General features: G+C 72.2%; 18 protein-coding genes. 3 read left to right on the top strand and 15 right to left on the bottom strand.

The features are described from left to right. Positions 1–35: 35 nt before the first annotated feature. Complete coding sequence (locus tag ABZ738_RS16450) at positions 36–680, top strand: XRE family transcriptional regulator (protein ID WP_176093722.1); 645 nt, start codon at positions 36–38, stop codon at positions 678–680. Positions 681–734: 54 nt separating this feature from the next. On the opposite strand, the gene ABZ738_RS16445 is transcribed toward ABZ738_RS16450, so the two are convergent. From ABZ738_RS16445 to ABZ738_RS16385, 13 genes are read right to left on the bottom strand one after another with little or no spacing between them, the layout of a single operon-like run. Then, positions 735–1829: an alpha/beta hydrolase gene (locus ABZ738_RS16445; RefSeq protein WP_357214017.1), complete on the bottom strand. Its 1095-nt coding sequence runs from the start codon at positions 1827–1829 to the stop codon at positions 735–737. An 11-nt stretch (positions 1830–1840) separates the two neighbouring features. Continuing rightward, complete coding sequence (locus ABZ738_RS16440) at positions 1841–2839, bottom strand: LLM class flavin-dependent oxidoreductase (protein ID WP_357214014.1); 999 nt, start codon at positions 2837–2839, stop codon at positions 1841–1843. Next, positions 2839–3168: a TIGR04076 family protein gene (locus tag ABZ738_RS16435; RefSeq protein ID WP_357214011.1), complete on the bottom strand. Its 330-nt coding sequence runs from the start codon at positions 3166–3168 to the stop codon at positions 2839–2841. The genes ABZ738_RS16440 and ABZ738_RS16435 overlap by 1 nt, the downstream gene beginning before the upstream one ends. Then, positions 3165–4169, bottom strand: a complete 1005-nt coding sequence (locus tag ABZ738_RS16430) for a zinc-binding dehydrogenase (RefSeq protein ID WP_357214008.1) — start codon at positions 4167–4169, stop codon at positions 3165–3167. The genes ABZ738_RS16435 and ABZ738_RS16430 overlap by 4 nt, the downstream gene beginning before the upstream one ends. Continuing rightward, entirely contained in the window at positions 4166–4579 is a 414-nt protein-coding gene (locus ABZ738_RS16425; protein WP_176093717.1) for a nuclear transport factor 2 family protein, read from the bottom strand. Before ABZ738_RS16425 ends, ABZ738_RS16430 begins: the two co-directional genes overlap by 4 nt. Continuing rightward, a complete protein-coding gene (locus ABZ738_RS16420; RefSeq protein WP_357214004.1) occupies positions 4576–5823 on the bottom strand; it encodes an amidohydrolase family protein in 1248 nt (415 codons plus the stop codon). The genes ABZ738_RS16425 and ABZ738_RS16420 overlap by 4 nt, the downstream gene beginning before the upstream one ends. Further along, positions 5820–7505 carry a hydantoinase B/oxoprolinase family protein gene (locus ABZ738_RS16415; RefSeq protein ID WP_357214001.1) on the bottom strand — a complete coding sequence of 562 codons (1686 nt, stop codon included), beginning with the start codon at positions 7503–7505 and terminating at the stop codon, positions 5820–5822. The genes ABZ738_RS16420 and ABZ738_RS16415 overlap by 4 nt, the downstream gene beginning before the upstream one ends. Beyond that, positions 7498–9186 (bottom strand): hydantoinase B/oxoprolinase family protein, encoded by a 1689-nt coding sequence (locus ABZ738_RS16410; protein WP_357213998.1) that lies wholly within the window; start codon positions 9184–9186, stop codon positions 7498–7500. The genes ABZ738_RS16415 and ABZ738_RS16410 overlap by 8 nt, the downstream gene beginning before the upstream one ends. Then, a complete protein-coding gene (locus ABZ738_RS16405; RefSeq protein ID WP_131056860.1) occupies positions 9183–11234 on the bottom strand; it encodes a hydantoinase/oxoprolinase family protein in 2052 nt (683 codons plus the stop codon). The genes ABZ738_RS16410 and ABZ738_RS16405 overlap by 4 nt, the downstream gene beginning before the upstream one ends. After that, entirely contained in the window at positions 11231–13270 is a 2040-nt protein-coding gene (locus ABZ738_RS16400) for a dipeptide ABC transporter ATP-binding protein (RefSeq protein WP_357213994.1), read from the bottom strand. Before ABZ738_RS16400 ends, ABZ738_RS16405 begins: the two co-directional genes overlap by 4 nt. 2 nt (positions 13271–13272) lie before the next feature. After that, positions 13273–14157, bottom strand: a complete 885-nt coding sequence (locus tag ABZ738_RS16395) for an ABC transporter permease (protein WP_131054862.1) — start codon at positions 14155–14157, stop codon at positions 13273–13275. After that, a complete protein-coding gene (locus tag ABZ738_RS16390; RefSeq protein WP_131054863.1) occupies positions 14157–15167 on the bottom strand; it encodes an ABC transporter permease in 1011 nt (336 codons plus the stop codon). The genes ABZ738_RS16395 and ABZ738_RS16390 overlap by 1 nt, the downstream gene beginning before the upstream one ends. Positions 15168–15185: 18 nt before the next feature. Next, a complete protein-coding gene (locus ABZ738_RS16385; RefSeq protein WP_176092674.1) occupies positions 15186–16841 on the bottom strand; it encodes an ABC transporter substrate-binding protein in 1656 nt (551 codons plus the stop codon). 325 nt (positions 16842–17166) lie between these two features. Between ABZ738_RS16385 and ABZ738_RS16380 the strand changes: the two genes are divergently transcribed. Both ABZ738_RS16380 and ABZ738_RS16375 read left to right on the top strand, forming a co-directional pair. Beyond that, a complete protein-coding gene (locus tag ABZ738_RS16380; protein ID WP_176092675.1) occupies positions 17167–18282 on the top strand; it encodes an alkene reductase in 1116 nt (371 codons plus the stop codon). After that, positions 18252–18557 (top strand): antibiotic biosynthesis monooxygenase family protein, encoded by a 306-nt coding sequence (locus ABZ738_RS16375; RefSeq protein ID WP_131054866.1) that lies wholly within the window; start codon positions 18252–18254, stop codon positions 18555–18557. The genes ABZ738_RS16380 and ABZ738_RS16375 overlap by 31 nt, the downstream gene beginning before the upstream one ends. 49 nt (positions 18558–18606) lie before the next feature. Here ABZ738_RS16375 and ABZ738_RS16370 read toward each other — a convergent pair whose 3' ends face one another. Then, positions 18607–19395: an SDR family NAD(P)-dependent oxidoreductase gene (locus ABZ738_RS16370; protein WP_357213988.1), complete on the bottom strand. Its 789-nt coding sequence runs from the start codon at positions 19393–19395 to the stop codon at positions 18607–18609. A 26-nt stretch (positions 19396–19421) separates the two neighbouring features. Then, a complete protein-coding gene (locus ABZ738_RS16365; RefSeq protein ID WP_357213985.1) occupies positions 19422–20342 on the bottom strand; it encodes a zinc-binding dehydrogenase in 921 nt (306 codons plus the stop codon). Positions 20343–20532: the final 190 nt, after the last annotated feature.

The following is a 20532-nucleotide window of genomic DNA, read 5'->3' as shown; positions in this document are numbered from 1 at the left end:
CGGACGGGTTCCGGCCAGCGCGACAGGAGGTCCCCATGCGGTCCACGGGCAGTCATCCGGTCCCGGAGCAGGCCCGCCCCGACGGCGGGAGCAACGGCCACACCCCGGCCGACCTGGTCGGAGCCCGGATCCGCCAGTACCGCAAGGAGCGCGGGCTGACCCTGCGCGGCCTCGCATCCCGCTCCGGGCTGTCGATCGGCTTCCTGTCCCAGGTCGAGCGCGGCATCTCGTCGATCGGGCTGACCGCGCTCGGCAGCGTGGCCAAGGCGCTGGACCGGACGGTGGGCGACTTCTTCGACGCCAGCACCGCGCCGGTCGGGGGCACCGTCACCACGCTGCCCCACCATTTCTCGCTGACCAGGGCGGAGACCACCGCCACGCAGTACGTCTCCGGTCAGCAGACCTATCGGATGCTCTCCGAACGCGGGCCGGACCTGCTGCTCGAACCGATGCTGGTGCACATCGCCCCCGGCGGTCGGCGGGAGAACGCGTACGGCCACGCGGGCGAGGAGTTCGCCTACGTCATCTCCGGCGAGCTGCTCTACGAGGTCAACGGCGTCGAGCACCGGCTGCACCCAGGAGACAGCGTGCACCTGCGCTCCACGGTGCCGCACACGATGTACAACGACACCGACGCGGTGACCACCGTGGTCTCGGTCGTCACACCCCGACTGTTCTGACGACAGCCTCGGCTTGTTCACTGTGATGAAACAAGCCGGCAACTCCGGGCGGGCTCACCGCCCGAGGTAGCGCCCCACCTGCTCCATGGTGGCCTGCCAGATCGCCGAGGCGGGACCGATCACGTCGAAGTGGTCGCCGGGCAGTTCGAGATGGGTCAGCTCGTCACCGGCCGCGCGAGCCGCCACCGCGTACCGGCGGTTGATGTCGACCAGGTCCGGGCTGTCGCCCGCCCCCTGCACCAGCAGCGTGGACACCCCGATCGGCAGTCGCGCCATCGGGTCGCCGGCCGCGTACCGCTGCGGGACGGTCGTCGGGGTGCCGCCGAGAGCGGCGCTGACCGCGCCGTCACCGAGCTGGCGGCCGTCGGCCTCGGCCAGGTCCAGCACACCGGCCAGCGACACCGCCAGGGCCACCCGTGGCCCCTGGGCGAGGTCAACCGCCAGGTCCGCCGCCGCCCGCAGGGCCAGTTGCCCACCGGCCGAGTGCCCGAACACGACGATCCGGTCCAGGTCCAGCACACCGGCGTCAGCCACGTCGGGCAGCACCGCAAGCGACGCCGCCACGTCGGCGGTGGTGGCGTCCCAGCCGTGCCGGTCCGGACGCCGGTACTCCACGTTCCACGCCGCGTAGCCGCGCGCGGCCAGGTCCACGGCGAGCGCGTCCATCAGGTCGGCTCCCCAGACGGAGCGCCAGAAGCCGCCGTGCAGCAGCACCGCGACCGGCACCGGACGTGCCGTGTCCGCCGTGGGCAGTCGCAGCTCACCCCACTGGTCGGCGTCCGCGCCGTAGCCGACGCGTACCGCCGGGGACCGGTGCTGGTGCACCGCGTGGCGGATCGCCCAGGCCAGACCCCACACGCCCCGGCCGGAGAGGTGGCGGGCACCGGCGACGGCCGTGGCCACGGTGAGGTCGTACCAGACGACGTGCGGGGCGGCCCCGCTCATCAGGGCCCGCGCGGACACCGTCGGACCGGGCAGCACCACCACCGGCGCGGCGGTCGCCGCCAGCGCCGATTCCAGCGCGGCGGCCGAGTCGACGGCCACCAGACGACCGGTGCCGCCGAGGTCGGCGGCGGTGGCCGTGGTGAGCGACTCCAGCAGGGCGAGGTCGGCGACGAGGTCCGGGCCGACCAGCACGGTGACGTCCATGCGGCTCTCCTTCAGCGACGCAGCAGGGGCAGGACGGCGGTGCCGAGCAGGTCGACGCCCCGGTCGTCGGTCAGCCCGTGCGGGGTGCCGAACTCCACCCGCCGGACCCCGGCGTCGATGAGCTGCTGGGCCTGGGCGGCGACCTGCTCGGGGGTGCCGGAGAAGGCGAAACGGTCGAGCACCTCGTCCGGGATCAGCCGACCGGCGGCGTCGTGCTCGCCCGCGTCGACCAGTTCCCCGACGCGCGCCACCAGGCCGTCCGGCAGGGTGACCGTCGGGTCCAGGTCGGCGACCACCGCGAGGTACATGGCGACCTCGGTCCGGGCCTTGGCACGCGCCGCCTCGCCGTCGGTGTCGACCACCGTCACGGCACCGAGGACGATGCCGACCTCGTCCACGTCGCGCCCGGCGGCGCGGGCACCGACCCGGAGCCGGTCCCGGACGACCGGCACCATGTCGGGGTTCGCGCTGCCGCCCACCTTGATCTCGTCGGCGATCCGGCCGGCCAGGGCCGCGCCCTTCGGTCCCCACGCGCCGATCAGCAACGGCGGATCGGGGCGCTGCACGGCGTAGCGCAGCGCGGTCTCCGGGGCCAGCGTGAAGACCTGCCCCCGGTAGCCGTCCCGGTCGCCGCGCAGCAGGCGGTAGACGACCGCCGCCGCCTCCTCGATGGTGGCCAGCGGCTTCGGTTGGGGCAGACCGACCGCGCCGAACCAGGTACCGCGCGCCAACCCCAGGTAGGCCCGTCCGGCCGAGGCCAGGTCGAGCGCGGCGAGCTGACCGGCGATCTCGTACGGCGCCAGGCTGTACGGGTTGAGGCAGGCCGGGCCGAGGCGTACCCGGCTGGTGGCCTGGGCCATCTCCAGCAACGGGAAGATCGGCGGCTGGTACATCAGGTCGCCGAAGACGGTCAGCACGTCGAATCCGTGCGACTCGGCGGCACGGGCCAGCCGGGCGTACGCGCCGGCCGGCTTGTCGCTCTGCAGACCGAGTCCGATCTCGACCGTCATCAGGTGAGGTCCGCCGAGTTCATCCGGCGTCGGCAGGTGCGCTCCACCTTCATGATCAGCCGCTCCTCCGGGTCCGGGCAGGCGAAGTGCGAGTCCTGGTCGAGCCAGTCCCCGGCGGCCAGGTCCCGCTGCTTGGCGGCGAGGAAGGGCAGCACGGCGGCGAGGGCGTAGACGCAGAAGTGCTTGCCCTCGGGCAGCTTCAGGTGGGCGCTGTTGACCAGGTCGAACGAGTCGCCGACGGCCATGCCGCAGACCGAGCGCCCCTCGATGCGGTCCACGGTCACCGTCAGGTCGTAGATCTCCATGTCGCCGTCCGGGCTGTCGGTCATCCTCGCTCCTCCTCGTCGAGTCGTACGATGATCTTGCCGGTGGTCCGTCGGGCGGCCAGGTCGTCCAGGGCCACCGGGGTCTGCGCCAGCGACACCACCCGGCTGACCGGGGGCCGGACCGCGCCGGAGTCACAGAGGTCGAACAGCGCCCGGTAGGCGGCGGCGACCGCCTCGGGACGACGCCACGGATACTGCGAGCCCCAGGAGAGCCCGATCAGGTCGGCGTTCGCCGCGATCAGCCGGGCCGGGTCGACCGGCGGTGGCGGGCCACCGGCCGCGCCGACGCTGACCAGGCGACCCTCGAACGCGAGGCAGTCCAGCGACCGGGCGAGCAGGTCACCGCCGACCGGGTCGACGACCACGTCCACACCCTGCCCGTCGGTGGCCTCCCGGACCGCCGCCACGAAGTCCTCGCCGGTGTAGTCGATCGCCACGGAGGCCCCCTGGGCCCGGCAGACCTCGGTCTTCGCCGGGCCACCGGCGGTCGCCACGACCCGCGCGCCCCGCGCGACGGCAAGTTGGGTGACCGCGATGCCGACCCCACCGGCACCGGCGTGCACCAGCACCGTCTGCCCGGCGGTGACCCCGGCGCGTTCCAGGGCGAACCAGGCGGTCTGGTAGGTGACCGGCAGGGCCGCCGCCACCGTCGGGTCCACGGAGGAGGGACGGGGCACCACCACGGTCGCGTCCACCGTCACGGTGTCGCCGAGGGCGCCGCGCGGCAGCGCCGGGCAGGCGATGACCTCCTGGTCCAGCAGGTGCTCGGCACCGGCACCGGCCGCCACCACGCGACCGGCCGCCTCGACGCCCGGGGTCATCGGGGGCTCCGGCCGCACCGGGTACTCGCCCCGGCAGAGCGAGACGTCGAGATAGTTCAGCCCCACGGTGCGGACCGCGAGCTGGACCTCACCGGGACCGGGCGCGGGGTCGTCGGGCCGCTCGGCGACCGACAGCACCCGGCCGGGTTCACCGGTGTCGTAGGCGACCAGCCGCCGGATCATCGCGCCGCCACCGGCTCGCTGAGCGACTCGGCGTGGTGGTGCACGATCTGCCACCGGCCGTCGACGCGGCGCAGCACGTCGGTGACGCGGGCGGACGACGGCGGCTGCTCGGCGTCGGCCCGCGCGATCAGCAGGTAGCGGGCCAGGCCCACGTCGCCCCACACGTCGATGCGCTTGTCCTGCGCCGCGAGCACCGCCAACTGCGGGCGCTGACCGGCGGCATCGCGCTGGTCGCGGTAGGCGTCCAGCTCCGCCCGGGTCCGCAACGGCCCGGGCAGGTGGGTCTCCCAGGTGGTCACGTCGGCGTGCAGGTGCCCGTCGAAGCGGTCGCGGTCCCCGGCGAGGAAGGCCGCGTACAGGTCGTCGATGAGCGCGGCGATGTGTGCCGCGTCGGTTGCCACGATCGTCATGTCGTCTCCGTCCGGTCGTCCCGGGCGATCCGCCCGCCCTTCATCACCCAGCGCACACCCCGGAACGCCGAGGTGGCGGCGAGCGGGTCCTCGTCCATCGCGATCAGATCGGCCAGCTTGCCGACCTCGACCGTGCCCCGGTCCTCCTCGACGCCCAGCCAACGCACCGGGCCCCGGGTGCCGGCGTGCAACGCCCGCGCCGGGCCGATCCGCTCGGCCATGTACTCCAGCTCCCGGACCGTGGCGTTGGTGCCCTCGAAGTGCCAGAACGGCGGCATGTCGCTGCCGAGCAGCACCTCCACCCCGGCCTCGACGGCCATCGCGAAGCTCTCCAGGTGCCGAGGCCCGGCCCCCAGCGAGCGGCACTGCATCCACTCCGGTACGCCGAGCTCGTCGAAGAACTCCTTGCAGCGGGTCACCAGCAGCGTCGGCACCAGGGCGGTGCCCTGCTCCGCCATCCGCGCCACCACCTGCGGGGTGAGCTGGTAGCCGTGCTCCACACAGTCCAGTCCCAGCTCCACCGCCGCGCCGATCACCTCGGCGGGCCCGGCGTGCGCGGTCACCTTACGACCCCAGGCGTGGGCCGTCTCCAGCACCGCGGCCAGCTCGTCGGCGAACAACTGCGGGGTGTTGATGCGCTCGTGCTCCCCGGCGATGCCGCCGGAGATCATCACCTTGATCAGGTCCGCGCCGGCCTTGATCTGGCTCCGCACGCCCTGACGGAAGCCGACCGGTCCGTCGCACTCCAGGGTGTCGCTGCTCTCGTGGCCGTGCCCGCCGGTGCAGACCAGCGCCCGCCCGGCGGTGTGGATACGGGGGCCCTGGGCCCGACCGGCGGCGATGGCGCGGCGCAACGCGAAGTCGGCGTGGTCCTTCTCGGCGACGCAGCGCACCGTGGTCACGCCGCAGTGCAGCGTGCGCCGGGCCCCGTCGGCCATGTAGTACGCCAGGTCGTGCGGCCCCATCGTCTTCACGTCGTCGCCGCCGGCACCGGGCAGCGACAGCGAGAAGTGGGTGTGCATGTTGGCCAGACCGGGCGTCAGGTACGCCCCGTCCAGGTCCACCTCGCGGACCGCACCGGCGGCCCGGGCCTCCTTCGCCACCTCGGCGTACGGGCCGACGGCCGCGATCCGGTCGCCGCGTACCCAGACGGCGGCGTCCGGGATCGGGTCCACGCCGTCCACCACGCGCGCGTCCAGCACGGTGCAGTGGGCCAGCAGCAGGTTCGGCTCGACGGCGCTCATGCGATCACTCCATAGGTCTCACGGGCGGCGTCGGCGGAGACGTATCCCTCCGCCACGTCACGGCGTACCGCCTCCGGATCCCGCAGACCCGGATCACCATGACCACCACCACCAGCGGTCAACAACGACACCCGATCACCCGCCACCACCGCCGTCCGACGCGTACTCACCCGCGCCTCACGATCCGTCCCCGGAAACACCACCACCTGATTCGGCTCCGGCGACAACCCACCCGCCAACGCCCACGGCGCACTCCGCGTCTTCTTGATCACCGAAAGAAACTCCCCCGACGACACGAAACGAATATCCCGCCGCAACCCACACCCACCCCGGAACCGCCCCGCACCACCCGAATCCGTCCGAATCTCCACCCGCTCGAAGAACATCCCGGTGCGGGCCTCCAGGACTTCGACGGGGGTGTTGCGGGCCTGGGTCTGGCACAGGTGGTTCGCCGGGCCGATGCCGTCGTGGTCGACGGTGCCGCCCCAGCCCACCGGGTCGTTGTTGCTGACCGCGAAGATCTGACCGGTCTCCGGGTGCGCGCCGACCATCATGAACCCGGGCACGTCACCACCGCTGGACGCGGGCAACCGTTCCGGCATCCCCTGCGCCAACGCCTTGTAGATCAGCTCCAGGGCGACCGTCCCGGTCCACTGGGTGAAGGTCGCCGCCGGGTAGACCGCGTGGAACAGCGTGCCGGGCTCGGCGCGTACCCGCAGCGGGGCGAAGTGCCCGGCGTTGCTCTGCTCGGTGGGGGTGGTGATCGCCTTGAAGGCGACCCGGCAGGTGGCGATGGTGGCGCCGAGCGGGAGGTTGACCGGGCCGGGGACCGCCGGTGAGGAACCGGCGAAGTCCACGGTGAACGTGCCGTCGGCGACGGTCACCGTGGCCCGCATCAGGATCGGCTCGTCGGTGACGCCGTCGTCGTCGAGCCAGTCCTCGGCCGTCCAGGTGCCCTGCGGCAGGGCGGCGACCGCCTCGGCGGCGGATTCGGCGGCCGTGGCGATGAGCCGCTCGACCACGGCGTCCACAGTGGCCGTGCCGTGCCGGCGGTACACCTCGGTGAGGCGACGCTCGCCGGTGCGCAGCGCGGCGATCTGCGCGTGCAGGTCACCCAGCACCGCGTCCGGCATCCGGGAGTTGAACCGGATCAGCTCGTGGATCTCGCGCACCGGCTCTCCCCGGGACACCACCTTCGTCCCCGGGAAGATCAGCCCCTCCTGGTGCATGTCCGTCGAGTCCAGCACGTACCCCGGGTCCTTCGCGCCGAGGTCCATCCAGTGCGCGCGGATGCAGAGGAAGCCGATCAGCTCCTCCCCGTCGGCGCCTTTCGGGTCGGGCAGGAAGACCGGGGCGAACAGGGTGGCGTCGTAGCTGTGCGCGGCGTTCCAGTACGGGTAGTTGAGCAGCACCACGTCGCCGGGATGCAGGTTCTCCCGGCCCACGTACTCCACGCCTCTGGCCAGCGAGTAGTCGTTCGCGCCGAGGAACCGGGACAGCCCGGTCGACTCCGCGACCAGCCGCAGGTGGCGGTCGTAGACGGAGATGCCGAAGTCGTGCACCTCGTAGATGACCGGGTTGAAGGCGGTACGCACCAGCGTCACCCGCATCTCCTCGGCGGCGGAGGTGAGGTAGCTGCCGATCACCTCGACGGTCGCGCCGTCGACCGGGGGCTCACCCATCGACGTCCACCCCGTAGACCTCACGGGCGGCCTCGGCGGAGACGTATCCCTCCGCCACGTCACGGCGTACCGCCTCCGGATCCCGCAACCCCGGATCACCATGACCACCACCACCAGCGGTCAACAACGACACCCGATCACCCGCCACCACCGCAGTCCGACGCGTACTCACCCGCGCCTCACGATCCGTCCCCGGAAACACCACCACCTGATTCGGCTCCGGCGACAACCCACCCGCCAACGCCCACGGCGCACTCCGCGTCTTCTTGATCACCGAAAGAAACTCCCCCGACGACACGAAACGAATATCCCGCCGCAACCCACACCCACCCCGGAACCGCCCCGCACCACCCGAATCCGTCCGAATCTCCACCCGCTCGAAGAACATCCCGGTGCGGGCCTCCATCACCTCGATCGGCGTGCCCCGCCCGGTGCTGCCGGAGACGTGGGTGGCGGCCTCCATGCCGTCGTGCTCGGGGGTGCCGCCCCAGCCGACCAGGTCGTTGTTGCTCACCGCGAAGATCTGACCCGTCTCCGGGTGCGCGCCGACCATCATGAACCCGGGCACGTCACCACCACTGGACGCCGGCAACCGCTCCGGCATCCCCTGCGCCAACGCCTTGAGGATCAACTCGACGGCGACGATGCCGGTCCAGAGCGTGAAGGTCGGCTGCGGGTAGACCGCGTGGAACAGGGTGCCCGGCTCGGCGCGTACCTCCAGCGGGGCGACGGTGCCGGCGTTCGACGGCTCGTCCGGCGAGGTCAGCGACTTGAGGACGACCTTGCAGATCGCCTCGGTGGCACCGAACGGCATGTTGATCGGCCCCCGGGTGGCCGATGCCGAGCCGGCGAAGTCCACCACGAAACGTTCGTCGCTGACGGTGACCGTGACCCGCATCTTGACCGGGTCCTCGGTGATGCCGTCGTCGTCGACCCAGTCCTCGGCCGTCCAGGTGCCCTGCGGGAGGGTGGCCAGCGCGGCCCGGGTGCGGGCCTCACCGTCGGCGATGATGTGGTCGACGGCGGCGGAGACGGTGTCGCGGCCGAACTTCTCGATGATCTCCAGCAGTCGACGCTCGCCGGTACGCAGCGCGGCGATCTGCGCGTGCAGATCACCCAGCACCGCGTCCGGCATCCGCGAGTTGAACCGGATCAACTCGTGGATCTCCCGCACCGGCACACCCCGGGACACCACCTTCGTCCCCGGGAAGATCAACCCCTCCTGGTGCATGTCCGTCGAGTCCAACACGTACCCCGGGTCCTTCGCCCCCAGGTCCATCCAGTGCGCCCGGACACAGAGGAACCCGACCAGGTCGCCGTCGGCGTCGGCGTCCGCCGGGTCGGGGCGGAACACCGGCGCGAACAGCGTCGCGTCGTACGCGTGCGCGGCGTTCCAGTACGGGTAGTTCAGCAGCACCACGTCACCCCGGTGCAGGTTCTCCCGACCCACGTACTCCACGCCCTTGGCCAGCGAGAAGTCGTTCGCGCCGAGGAAGAAGGTCAGCCCGGTGGCCTCGGCGACCAGGCGCAGGTCGGCGTCGTAGATCGACAGGCCGAAGTCGTGCACCTCGTAGATGACCGGGTTGAACGAGGTCCGGATCAGGGTGGCCCGCATCTCCTCGGCCGCCGACAGCAGATAGCTGCGGACGACCTCGACCTGCGCTCCGTCCAGTGTGGTCATGCCGACTCCTCCAGGGTGACCAGCAGGTAGCGGTGCTCGTCGACGGTGACGCGCTGGCCACTGGGCACGACCGTGGTGGAGGTGCCCTCGTCGACCAGGGCCGGACCGCTGAACGTGTCGCCCGGCTCCAGCGCGGCCCGGTCGTACACCGCGAACGGGACCACCGCGCGCGAGCCGAAGTCGTACGCGTCGCGGTGGGTGAGCAGCGCCCGGGACGGGTCACCGTCGCCGCGCGGGTGGGTGCCCAGCTCCGGGCGGGTGGTCCGGCCGATGCCCCGGACCCGCAGGTTGAGCAGTTGCAGCGGATTGTCCATGGTGTGGCCGTAGCGGGCCCGGTGCACCTCGTCGAAGGCGCCGCGCACCGCGTCACGATCCAGCGTCGACCCGACGGTCACCATCAGGCTGTGCTCCTGGCCCAGGTAGCGCACCTCGAACTGGCGCTCCAGCACGGCCTGGTCGGCCGGCACGCCCTGCTCCACCAGCGAGGCGACCGCCTCCGCCTCGACGGCCTTGAACAGCTCCTCCAGCTCGTCCAGCCCCACCTCGTCGAGGCCGGCCATCACGGTACGGCTGAAGTCGTTCACGATGTCCGCCGACAGCATGCCCCAGGCGGAGAAGCCGGACGGCGCGAACGGCACGACGACCTCGCCGATGCCCATCTCGCGGGCCAGCAACGGAGCCAGCAGCGGCCCGGCACCGCCGAAGGCCAGCAGCGAGAAGTGCCGGGGGTCGTGCCCCCGCTCCACGGTGATCTGGCGGACCGCGCCCACCGTACGGGCCAGCAGCACGTCGAAGACTCCGGCGGCGGCGGAGGTGGCGTCGAGCCCGAGCGGCTGCGCCAGTTGCTCGTCGATCGCCGCCCGCGCTGCCTGGTCGTGCAGGCCCATGGTGCCGGCGAGGAACCGGTCCGGGTCCATGTAGCCGAGCACCACCGCCGCGTCGGTGACGGTCGGTCGGGTGCCGCCCCGGCCGTAGCAGACCGGTCCCGGGTCGGCCCCGGCGCTCTGGGGCCCCACCTTCAGCAGCCCCCGGTCCAGCCAGGCGATCGAGCCGCCACCGGCACCGATGGTCCGGATGTCGTACGTCGGGATCAGCAGCGGGAAGTGCTCCAACTGCGCCTCGTACGCGGCCACGGCGGTGCCGCTCTCGATGACGCAGGCGTCCAGCGAGGTGCCGCCGATGTCGAACGTCAGCAGCCGCTCCCGGCCCAGCTCCGAGGCGAGGTACGCGGCACCGACGATGCCACCGGCCGGGCCGGACAGCACGGTGTGCGTCGGTGACGTCTTCGCCACCGCGCTGGTCATCGAACCACCGCCGGAGCGCATGATCAGGAACTGTCCGGTGAAGCCCCGCTCGGCGAGACCGGACTCCAACTCGTCGACGTACCGCTCGAAGATCGGCCGGATGTACGCCTCCAGCACGGTGGTGCTGGTCCGCTCGTACTCGCGGTACTCGCGCACGATGTCGGTGGAGAGCGAGAGGCTGACCTCGGGGAACTCCTCGCGGATCAGCCGGGCCGCCTCGCGTTCGTGGGTGGGGTCCAGGAACGAGTGCAGGAAACAGATGGCGATCGAGGTCACCTGCTGGTCCACCACCAGCGTGCGGGCGGCGGCGCGGACGCTCTCCGGGTCCAGCTCCTCCACCACCCGGCCCCGGTGGTCGAGGCGACCGCGCACCCCGGCGGTGAAGCGGCGCTGCACCAGGCTCGGCGGGCGCTGGTACTGGAAGTCGTACATGTGGTCGGAGGGCACGTTGCCCCGGCCGATCAGGAAGATGTCGCGGAAGCCCTCGTTGGTGATGATCCCGGTCCGGCCGCCGCGCCGTTCCAGCACCGCGTTGAGTCCCAGCGTGGTGCCGTGCGTGAACAGCTCCACCTCGGCCAGGTCGGTGCCGAGCGCCTCGATGGCGGCGAGCACCCCGTCGGCGGGACGGGCCGGGGTGGTGGACGCCTTGCGGAAGCGCACCCGGTTGGTCCGGGTGTCCAGTTCCATCGCGTCGACGAACGTGCCGCCGATGTCGACGGCCAGCCGGATGGGACGACGGGTCATGGCGTGTCGGCCTGCTTTCCGATCAGGGCGGGAAGTTCCGGGACACGCCAGCAGGCGGCCCGGCTCGCGCCGTACGACTGAAGTTCCTGCGGCTGGGAGCGACAGGTGTCGGTGACGAAGGGGCACCGGGCGGCGAGCGCGCAGCCGGTGGCCGCGTCGGTCTCCTCCAGGTCCTTGACCAGCTCCACCCCCGCGACGGACGCGGGTGGCGCGCCGAGTCGCGGCGCGCTGGCCAGCAGTGCCCGGGTGTAGGGGTGGCGAGGGTCGTCGAACACGACGTCGACGGGCCCCTCCTCGACCACGCGACCGAGGTAGAGCACCGCCACCCGGTCGGCGAAGCCCCGGACGGTGGCCAGGTCGTGCGAGATGAAGACCGAGGCCCGGTCGGTGTCGGCGGTGACGTCGGCGATCACGTCGAGGATCTGGGCCTGCACGGTGACGTCGAGGGCCGAGGTGGGCTCGTCGAAGACGATCAGGTCGGGCTCGCCGACCAGGGCGCGGGCGATACCGATGCGCTGGGCCTGACCGCCGGAGAGTTCGTGCGGGTAGCGCCGCAGGATGGACCGGTCGAGTTCCATCCGGTCCAGCACGGCGGCGACCCGGGCCTCCCGCTGGGCGGCGGGCAGGCCGGCGGCCCGCAGCGGTTCGGCGATGGAGTCGCCGACGGTACGCCTCGGGCTCAGCGACCCGATCGGGTCCTGGAAGACGAGCTGGGCGCGGGTCCGCAGTCGACGCAGTTTCCGGCCTCGGGGTGCGGGGCGGCCCGGTTGCCGGACCAGGTGCTGCCCGGCGACGGCGACGGACCCGGAGGAGGGTGCGACCAGCCCCATGATGAGTTTGGCGAGGGTGCTCTTGCCGCAGCCGCTCTCGCCGACCACGCCGAGCGTCTCGCCGGGTGCCAGGCGCAGGCTCACGCCGCGCAGCGCATGGTGTCCGCCGGAACCGAAGCGGCTGCGGTAGACCACGTGCGCGTCCTCGATCTCCAGCACGGCGGACCCGGTCTCGGTCGGGCCGGGCTCGGCAGCCGGGGTGGGCGCCGCCTCGTCGGTGGTGATCGCGCCGGTCTGCGGGTGGTAGCAGGCCAGCGACCAGTCGGCGGCAGGCGCGTCCGTCCCACCGGCCGGCGCGTCCATCGGGGTGGTGGGCGGACGGCTGCTGGTGCAGGTGTCGTCGGCGTGCGGGCAGCGGGCCGCGAACGGGCACTGGTGCGGTGCCTCGCGCAGCAGCGGCATGGCGCCGGGGGTGGCCACCACCGGTCGACCGCCGACGTCGGGCACCGAGCGCAGCAGCGCCCGGGTGTAGGGGTGCGCCGGTTCCCGGAAGACCTGGTCGGCCGGGCCGCTCTCGACCACCGTGCCGGCGTAGAGCACCACCACCCGGTCGCAGACCTCGGCGATCGACGCGAGGTCGTGCGAGATCAGCAGGACACTGCGACCGTCCACCTCGGCGGCGTGCCGGAACTGGCGCAGGATCTCCCGGGTGAGCGTCACGTCCAGGCCGGTGGTCGGCTCGTCGGCGATCAGCAGACCCGGTGCGCAGCCGGTGGCCAGCGAGATCATCACCCGCTGGGCCATGCCTCCGGACAGCTCGTGCGGGTACGCCTCCAGGCGGCGTTGCGGGTTGCGGATGCCGACCGCCTCGAACAGCTCCCGCGCGGCCTCGCGGGCCCGTTCGGCGGACATGTCCTGGTGGGTGACGAGCCGGTCGGTGAGCTGGCGTCCGACGGTGCGGGTGGGGCTGAGCGCCCCGCGCGGGTTCTGGAAGCAGATCGCCGCCCCGCGTCCCCGGTGGGCGGCGAGGGCCGTCTCGTCCATCCGCAGCACGTCCGCGTCGTCGAAGCGGACCCGCCCGCTGGCGTGCGCGCCGGTGGGCAGCAGGCCGACCACCGCACGGGCCACCATGCTCTTGCCGCCGCCGCTCTCGCCGACCAGGCCGACCACCTCGCCGGGCCGGACGGTGAGGCTGACGTCGCTGAGGGCGGCCACCTGCCGGCCGGCACGGTGGATGACCACGGAGAGGTTCTCGATGGAGAGCATGGTTACCGCCGCTTCGCGTTCGCGCGTTCCTGCAGGCCCTCGCCGAGCAGGCTGAACCCCAGCACGGAGACGAACAGGGCCAGGCCGGGCGGCACACTGGTCCACCACCGGCCGCCGACCACGTCCGGTGCACCGAGGCTGATCATGGCGCCCCACTCGGCCTCCGGGATGCTGACGCCCAGTCCGAGGAAGGAGAGCCCGGCCAGGGTGAGCATCGCCCAGCCGCAGTTCAGCGGTGCGATCGTCCGGACCGGGGTGAGGCTGTTGGGCAGCAGGTGCCGCCAGAGGATGCCGGTCGTCGAGGCCCCGGAGGTCACCGCGGCGTCGACGAAGGGCAGTTCCCGCTGGGTGCGGACCTCGGCGCGGACCAGTCGGGCGTACGCGGGGGCGTTCACCGCCGCGATGGTGATGATGAGGTTGACCGTCCCGTTGCCGAGCAGGGCCGCCACCGCCAGGGCCAGGATGAAGGTGGGGAACGCCTGGAAGATGTCGACGACCCGCATGAGGACGTCGTCGATCCAGCCGCCCCGGTAGCCGGCCACCAGGCCGAGCAGCGTGCCGACCACCACCGCCAGGGCCACCGCGGCGACCGCGATGCCCAGGTCCAGCCGGGCCGCGTGCAGCACCCGGCTCCAGATGTCCATCCCGTTGGTGTCGGTGCCGAGCAGGTGCGCGCCGCCCGGGGCGGCCAGGGTGGCGTTCGGGTCGACCTCGGTGGCGCCCCAGGAGGAGAGCAGTGGCGCGGCCAGGGCGGCCAGCGCGACCACGGCCAGGATGGTCGCGCCCGTGATGATCAGGATGCGGGAGAAGCGGTCGTCCCGACTGCCGGTGACGATCACCGCGTCGGCGCCGGCGTCCCCGGGGCCGACACCGCGCAGGTCTGCCATCAGATCCTCACTCTCGGGTCGAGGATCGCGTGGACCACGTCGGCGATGAGGAACACCAGCACGTAGCAGAGCGCGATCACCACAACGGACGCCTGCACCACCGGGTAGTCCCGGTACAGCAGGCCGCGCAGCGCCCACTGGCCGAAGCCCTGCCAGGAGAAGACGTACTCGACCAGGACGGTCGAGCCGATGGCGGTGCCGAAGACCAACGCGGCCAGGGCCGGCAGCCGCAGCAGCGTGGAGCGCAGCAGGTAGCCGTAGAGCAGGGTCCGTTGCGGCAGCCCGTGCGCCGCCGCCGCGGTGTACGCCTCGGAGTTGAGCACCTCCAGCGCCGACGCCCGGACGCTGCGCAGCAGCGGTGCCATCACGCCGACGACCAGGGTCAGCACCGGCAGCGCCAGGTACGCGGCGGCGCTGGCCAGCGCCGGTCCGTTCCCGGTCAGCGCGGCGTCGACGAGGCCGGCGCCGGTCAGCGGGGTCAGGTTCGTGTCCGGGTCGACCCGTCCGCTGGGCGCCGGGAACCAGCCCAGCATGCTGTAGCCGACCAGCACGAGCACCAGGCCCAGCCAGAACTCCGGGATGGAGTTGCCGACCAGGGCGAAGATCCGGACGCCGTGGTCGCCGAGGCTGTTGGCGCGCCGGGCCGACCAGACCCCCAGCACGGTGGCCACCACCAGTGCGATGGAGACCGCGATGACCACCAGTTCCAGGGTGGGTCCGATCCGCAGCGCCATCTCCGCGCCGACCGAACCGCCGCTCTGGATGGACGTGCCGAAGTCGCCGGTGACCAGCCCACCGAGGTAGTCGAGGAACTGCCGCCACAGCGGCTGGTCCAACCCGAACCGGGCGCGGGCCGCCTCGGCGTCCGCCTCGCTGGCGTTCTGGCCGAGGATGCTCCGGACCGGGTCGCCGGGCAGCACCCGGACGATGAGGAAGGTCAGGACGACCACCCCGAGCAACACCGGGATGAGCTGGAGCAGCCGCCTGACGACGAAACGAAGGATTCGCATGAAGGGAGCCGGCCGCGCCTAGGCCGACCTGGTCAGGTAGCGCAACCGGGCGAGGCCGTCCATCGGCTGCACCCAGCCGGCCACCGCCTCGCGGACCGGGAGGTTGAAGTTGGGCTGGCAGATCACCACCCACGGCACGTCCTCGGCGAGGATCTGCTGGACCCGCTGCCACAGCGCGTTGCGGGCGGCCTCCTCGACGGTGGTGTGCGACCGCTCGTAGATCTGCTCGATCTCGGCGTTCGTGTAGTTCGAGTAGTTGAGGTTCGCGCCCTTCACGAAGCTCGTCGCGAGCATGTACTCGACGTCGTTGACCCAGAGCTGCCCGGAGGTGAGCTGGAGCGGGATGTTCTTGCGGGTCCGCCGCTCACCGAGGGTCGCCGGGTCCAGCGGGGTCAGCTTGAGGTTGATGCCGGCCTTCGCCGCCTCGCTCTGAACCTGCACCGCGATGCGCTGCTGCTCCTCGTTGTCGGCCTCGAAGACCAGTTCCGACTCGACCGAGGCCCGACCGGCGGCGTTCAACGCGGCGCGGGCCCGGTCCACGTCGTGGGTGAACGGGTAGCCGCTCTCGTCGTACCCGGGCATGTCCAGCGGCACCGGGCTCTTAGCGGCACGGGCGTCACCGCCGTACACGTTGTTGATGATCTGCTCGTACGGCACCGCCCAGGCCAGGGCCTTGCGGACGTCGACGTTGTCGAACGGCGCCGAGGTGACCGACATCTGGATCGCGACCTGGCGGTTGCTGGCCGCCGAGATCACCTTGACGCCGTCGGTGCTGCGCAGGTCCTCGATGTCGCGCTGGCTGACGCCGAGGGCGATGTCGATGTCACCGGCCTGGAGTTGCAGCCGCTGGTTCGAGGCGGCGGGCACCACGGAGATCCGGATGGTCGGCGTCTTGGGCGCGTCCGGACCCGGGTAGCCGGTGTTCGCCGCCAGCTCGATCTCCTGCCCCTGGGTGGCCTTGGCGACGTTGTAGTAGCCGCCGGTGGGGGCGTTCTTGGCGAACCACTCCTTGGCCCACGGGTCGTCGGCGGTGGCGTGCTTCTTGGCCTCCTCCGAGTCGAAGACGTACAGCGAGATCGCCTGGATCTGCCGGGTCAGCGCGCTGGGGAACGCCTGGTGGAACTCGACGGTGTAGTCGTCGACGACCTTGACCTGGTCGGCCTCGGTCAGGCCGATGGTGCGGTAGATGCCGGCCACGTTCGCCTGGGCGGCGAAGGCGCGGTCCTTGGACCACTTCACGTCGGCGGCCGTCATCTCGTTGCCGCTGGCGAACGTGACGCCCCGGCGCAGCTTCAAGGTCCAGACCTTCTGCTCCGCGTCCGGCTCGAAGGACTCGGCGAAGGTCGGGGTGACGTTCTGGGTGTCGAGGATCTGGCTGTCACCGGCGGTGGTGACGCCGTAGTCGATCATGTAGGGGAAGACGTTCTTGAACATCATCAGCGCGGTCAGGTCGAAGCCGACGAAGTCCTGATCCCAGCTGGACAGGTAGCTCGACACCGCGATCCGCAGCGTGCTGGCGGTCTGACCGCCGGACGTCGAGTCGTCCGAGTTCGAGTCGCTGTTCGCGGCGCAGGCGCCGGTGGCGAGCAGGAGCGCGAAACTGCCGCCCAGTTGCAGCACCCCGCGACGGGAGAAGGCGGGCGAGGAGGAGCCCACACCAGGTGTACGTGCCATGAAGTAGTCCTCCTAGAACTACGAGGCGGACGGGCCGCGCAGCGGACCCACTCGTGTTCTATCGGATTAAGTGGAAGTGAACAAGACCCCCAACCCTGTTCACGACCGAACTCCCGAAATTGTCAGCCAGACCCGGCCGAACGGCTGATGAAGTGCGGCGCAAGTGTTCACACAAGTTCACACAACTGATACGTACGGCTGTTCACCGCACCCCGCCCACCGGGTAACAGGGCCGGTCGACGCGCCCGACCCTGTAGCCAGGCTCCACGGACCCTCCAGCCCCCCGGGCGAGCATCAGGCACCACCCAGCGAGGAGGTTGCCCCGATGCCGACGCTCTTCGATCCGGTCCGGCTGGGTCGCCTACGGCTGCCCAGCCGGATCGTGATGGCCCCGATGGGCCGCGGACGTGCCACCCGGGACGGGACTCCCCTGCCCTACGTGGCCGACTACTACGCGCAGCGGGCCGAGGCCGGACTCATCGTCAGCGAGGCGACCAACCCGGCCCCCCGGGCGGTGGGCCACGCGTACAGCGTGCAGTGGCACACCCCCGCGCAGACCCAGGCGTGGACGGCGGTGGCCCGGGCCGTCCACGACGCCGGTGGCCGCATCGTGCTCCAGATCATGCACGCCGGACGAATCGGTCATCCGGCCCTGTACGGGCACCGGCCGCTGGCGCCGTCGCCGGTGCCGGCGGCCGGGCTGGCCCGGACGTTCGACGGGCCGAAGGAACACCCTGAGCCGCGGGAGATGACACCGGCCGACATCACCGACGCGATCGAGGACGTCGTGCGGTGCGCCGAGACGGCCGTCGCCGCCGGATTCGACGGCGTGGAGCTGCACGGCGCCAACGGCTACCTGGTCCACCAGTTCCTGTCGTCGGTCACCAACCGCCGCACCGACGAGTACGGCGGCGCACCGCACCGACGGGTGCGCTTCGCCGTCGAACTGGTCGAGGCGGTCGGCGCGGCGGTCGGCGCGGACCGGGTCGGACTGCGGCTGTCGCCCGGCTTCGGGCTCAACGACATGAGCGAGCCGGACGCCGCCGAGGTGTACCCCGCCCTGCTCCAGGCGCTGCGACCGCTCGACCTGGCGTACCTGCACCTGGTGCACGGCTCCGACCGGGACCTGACCCGGGTCGTCCGGGCCCGGTGGGACGGGGCGGTGGTGCTCAACCCGGGCACCGGCCACCTCGGGCCGGAGGCCACCCGGGCGGCGGTGGCCGATGCCCTGGCCGCCGGCTTCGACGCGCTCGCCTTCGGCAAGCAGTTCCTCGCCAACCCCGACCTGCCCCGCCGTCTGGCCGATGGCACCGCGTTCAACCCGCCGGACCCGACGACCTTCTATCAGGGCGGTCGCCGGGGCTATCTCGACTACCCCCGCACCGACGACACGGAAGGGAACACCGCGCCATGGTCGTATTCGTCAACAAGCTCACGCTGATCGGCGCCGCCGAGGACCTCGAACGCCACTACGCCAGCGTGGCCGAGTACATGCAGACCCGTCCGGGGCTGATCCGGTACGTGCTGAGCCGCTCGCAGAAGGATCCGTCGACGTACTACAACATCGCCGAGTGGACCGACGAGGAGTCCTTCCGCACGGCGTTGCACGAGCCGGAGTTCCGGACCCGGCTGGACCGGTTGACCGGCATCATCAAGGGCGAACCGCACCTGACCGAGCCGGTCTTCCAGTACGAGGCCGACCGCGTCACCGGTTGATGCACCAGGCGACGGCCGCCGGAGCGTGCTCCGGCGGCCGTCGCCTGTGTCAGTAGTTCCCGAGACCGCCGCAGACGTTCAGCGCCTGCCCGGTGAGCGAGGCGGCCGTGTCGGTGACCAGGTAGCCGACCAGCCCGGCCACCTCCTCCGGCGTCGAGTACCGGCCCAGCGGGATCTTCGCCTCGAACCGCTGCCGCACCGCGTCCTCGGTGGTCTGCCAGTGTGCCGCGTACCCCTGACGCACCCGGACCGCCATCGGCGTCTCCACGTACCCGGGGCACACCGCGTTGACGGTGACGCCGGTGCCGGCCAGCTCGAACCCGACCGCCTTGGTGAAGCCGACCACCCCGTGCTTGGAGGCGGTGTACGGCGCCGCGAGCGCGACGCCCTGCTTGCCGGCGGTCGAGGCGATGTTGACGATGCGGCCCCACCCGGCCTCGCGCATGCCGCCGGCCCGCAGCACCTCGCGGGTCACCCGGAACACCGAGGTGAGGTTGGTGGCGAGCACGTCCTCCCAGAGCGCGTCGTCCAGCTCGGCGGTGACGCCCCCGCCGGACCGGCCGGCATTGTTCACCAGCACCGTCACCGGGCCGAACCGCTGCACCGCCCCGGCGACCAGCCGGACAACGTCGTCCGGGGACCGTACGTCGGCCGCGACCCCGTCGACCTCCAGGCCGCGACCGCGCAGCTTGTCGACGACGGTGGCCACCTGCGCCGCGTCGCGGGCACAGAAGTAGACGGGGAAGCCCTGCTCGGCCAGCGTCTCCACGACGGCCAGCCCGATCCCGCTCGTGCCTCCGGTCACCAGCGCCGCGCCGGGACGCTTCGGTGTCGTCATCTCCGTTGTCCTCCTCGATCGGTCCATCACAGGGTGAGTACGACGCGGCCGGTGACCCGGCGCTCCAGCAGGGCCCGCACCGCCGTGGCGGCATCGGTCCAGTCCGCCTGCAACCCGACGTGCGGACGAAGCCGCCCGTCCACCACGAGCCCGAACAGCGTCGCCAGGTCCTCGTCGGCCCGGTGCCGTTCCAGCTCGTCGAGGAGGAACAGGTGCTCCAGGCGTACCCCGGCGCGGGCGTGACCCCAGTCTGGCGGCAGGACCAGGTCGGCGCGCACGGTGTTGCCGAAGACCACCGCCACCCCGCCTCGGCGCAACCGCACGAACGCCTCCCGGAACACCGGCCCGCCGACGCTGTCCACGACGACGTCGACCGCGCCCTGCGGCGGTGCCGCGTATCCGGCGTGCACCCGGTGGCCCCGCTCGGTCAGGTGCCGGCCGCGTTCCGGGGTGCCCACCCAGCCCAGGACGGCGGCGCCGCCGGCCGCCGCCAGGTCCGCCACGAAACCGCCGACGCCGCCGCTGGCACCGGTCACCAGCACCGCGCGGCCCAGCAGCCATCCGGCGCGCCGCAGCGCGTACAGGGCGGTCAGTCCGGCCACCGGCACCGCCGCCGCGACGGTCGGGGTCACCTCGGCCGGCACCGCCGCGAGCCGGTCGGTGCGCACGGCCGCGAGCTGTGCCCACCCGGTCGAGGCGGCCACGCCCGCGACAGGTGTGCCGACCGGTGGTCCGGTGCCGTCGTCGGCGGCGCGGACCACCGTGCCGGCGACGTCCAACCCGAGCCGGGCGCCGGGTGGCTGCCGGGCGGCGAGCAGAAGGTCCGCGCGGTTCACCGCGACGGCGTGCACCTCGACGAGCGCCTCACCGGGCGCCGGCCGGGGCTCGGGTACGGACTCCAGGCGGAGTCCGTCGGGCTCGTCCGCGGACGTGACCAGTGCTTTCACATCGACCTCCACCGGTACGACGGTTTCCCGCCCTTCGTACCGGCGGGTCCTGGAGTCCTGGTGGAGGGTCACCGGTGAGAGGGGAGTCACTGGGATATGCGTTGCCGGTGCCGCCCGACCCGAGCACCATGTCCGAGGCGGGCGACGGTAGTCGACCTGACACTGTGCGTGCGTTCCGCCGCTCGACGGG

The organism is Micromonospora sp. NPDC047793 (assembly GCF_040642635.1).
In the GTDB taxonomy this organism is placed as follows: Bacteria; Actinomycetota; Actinomycetes; order Mycobacteriales; family Micromonosporaceae; genus Micromonospora.
The sequence above is the reverse complement of the archived record's forward strand: the minus strand, read 5'-3'. Positions and strand labels throughout refer to the sequence as shown.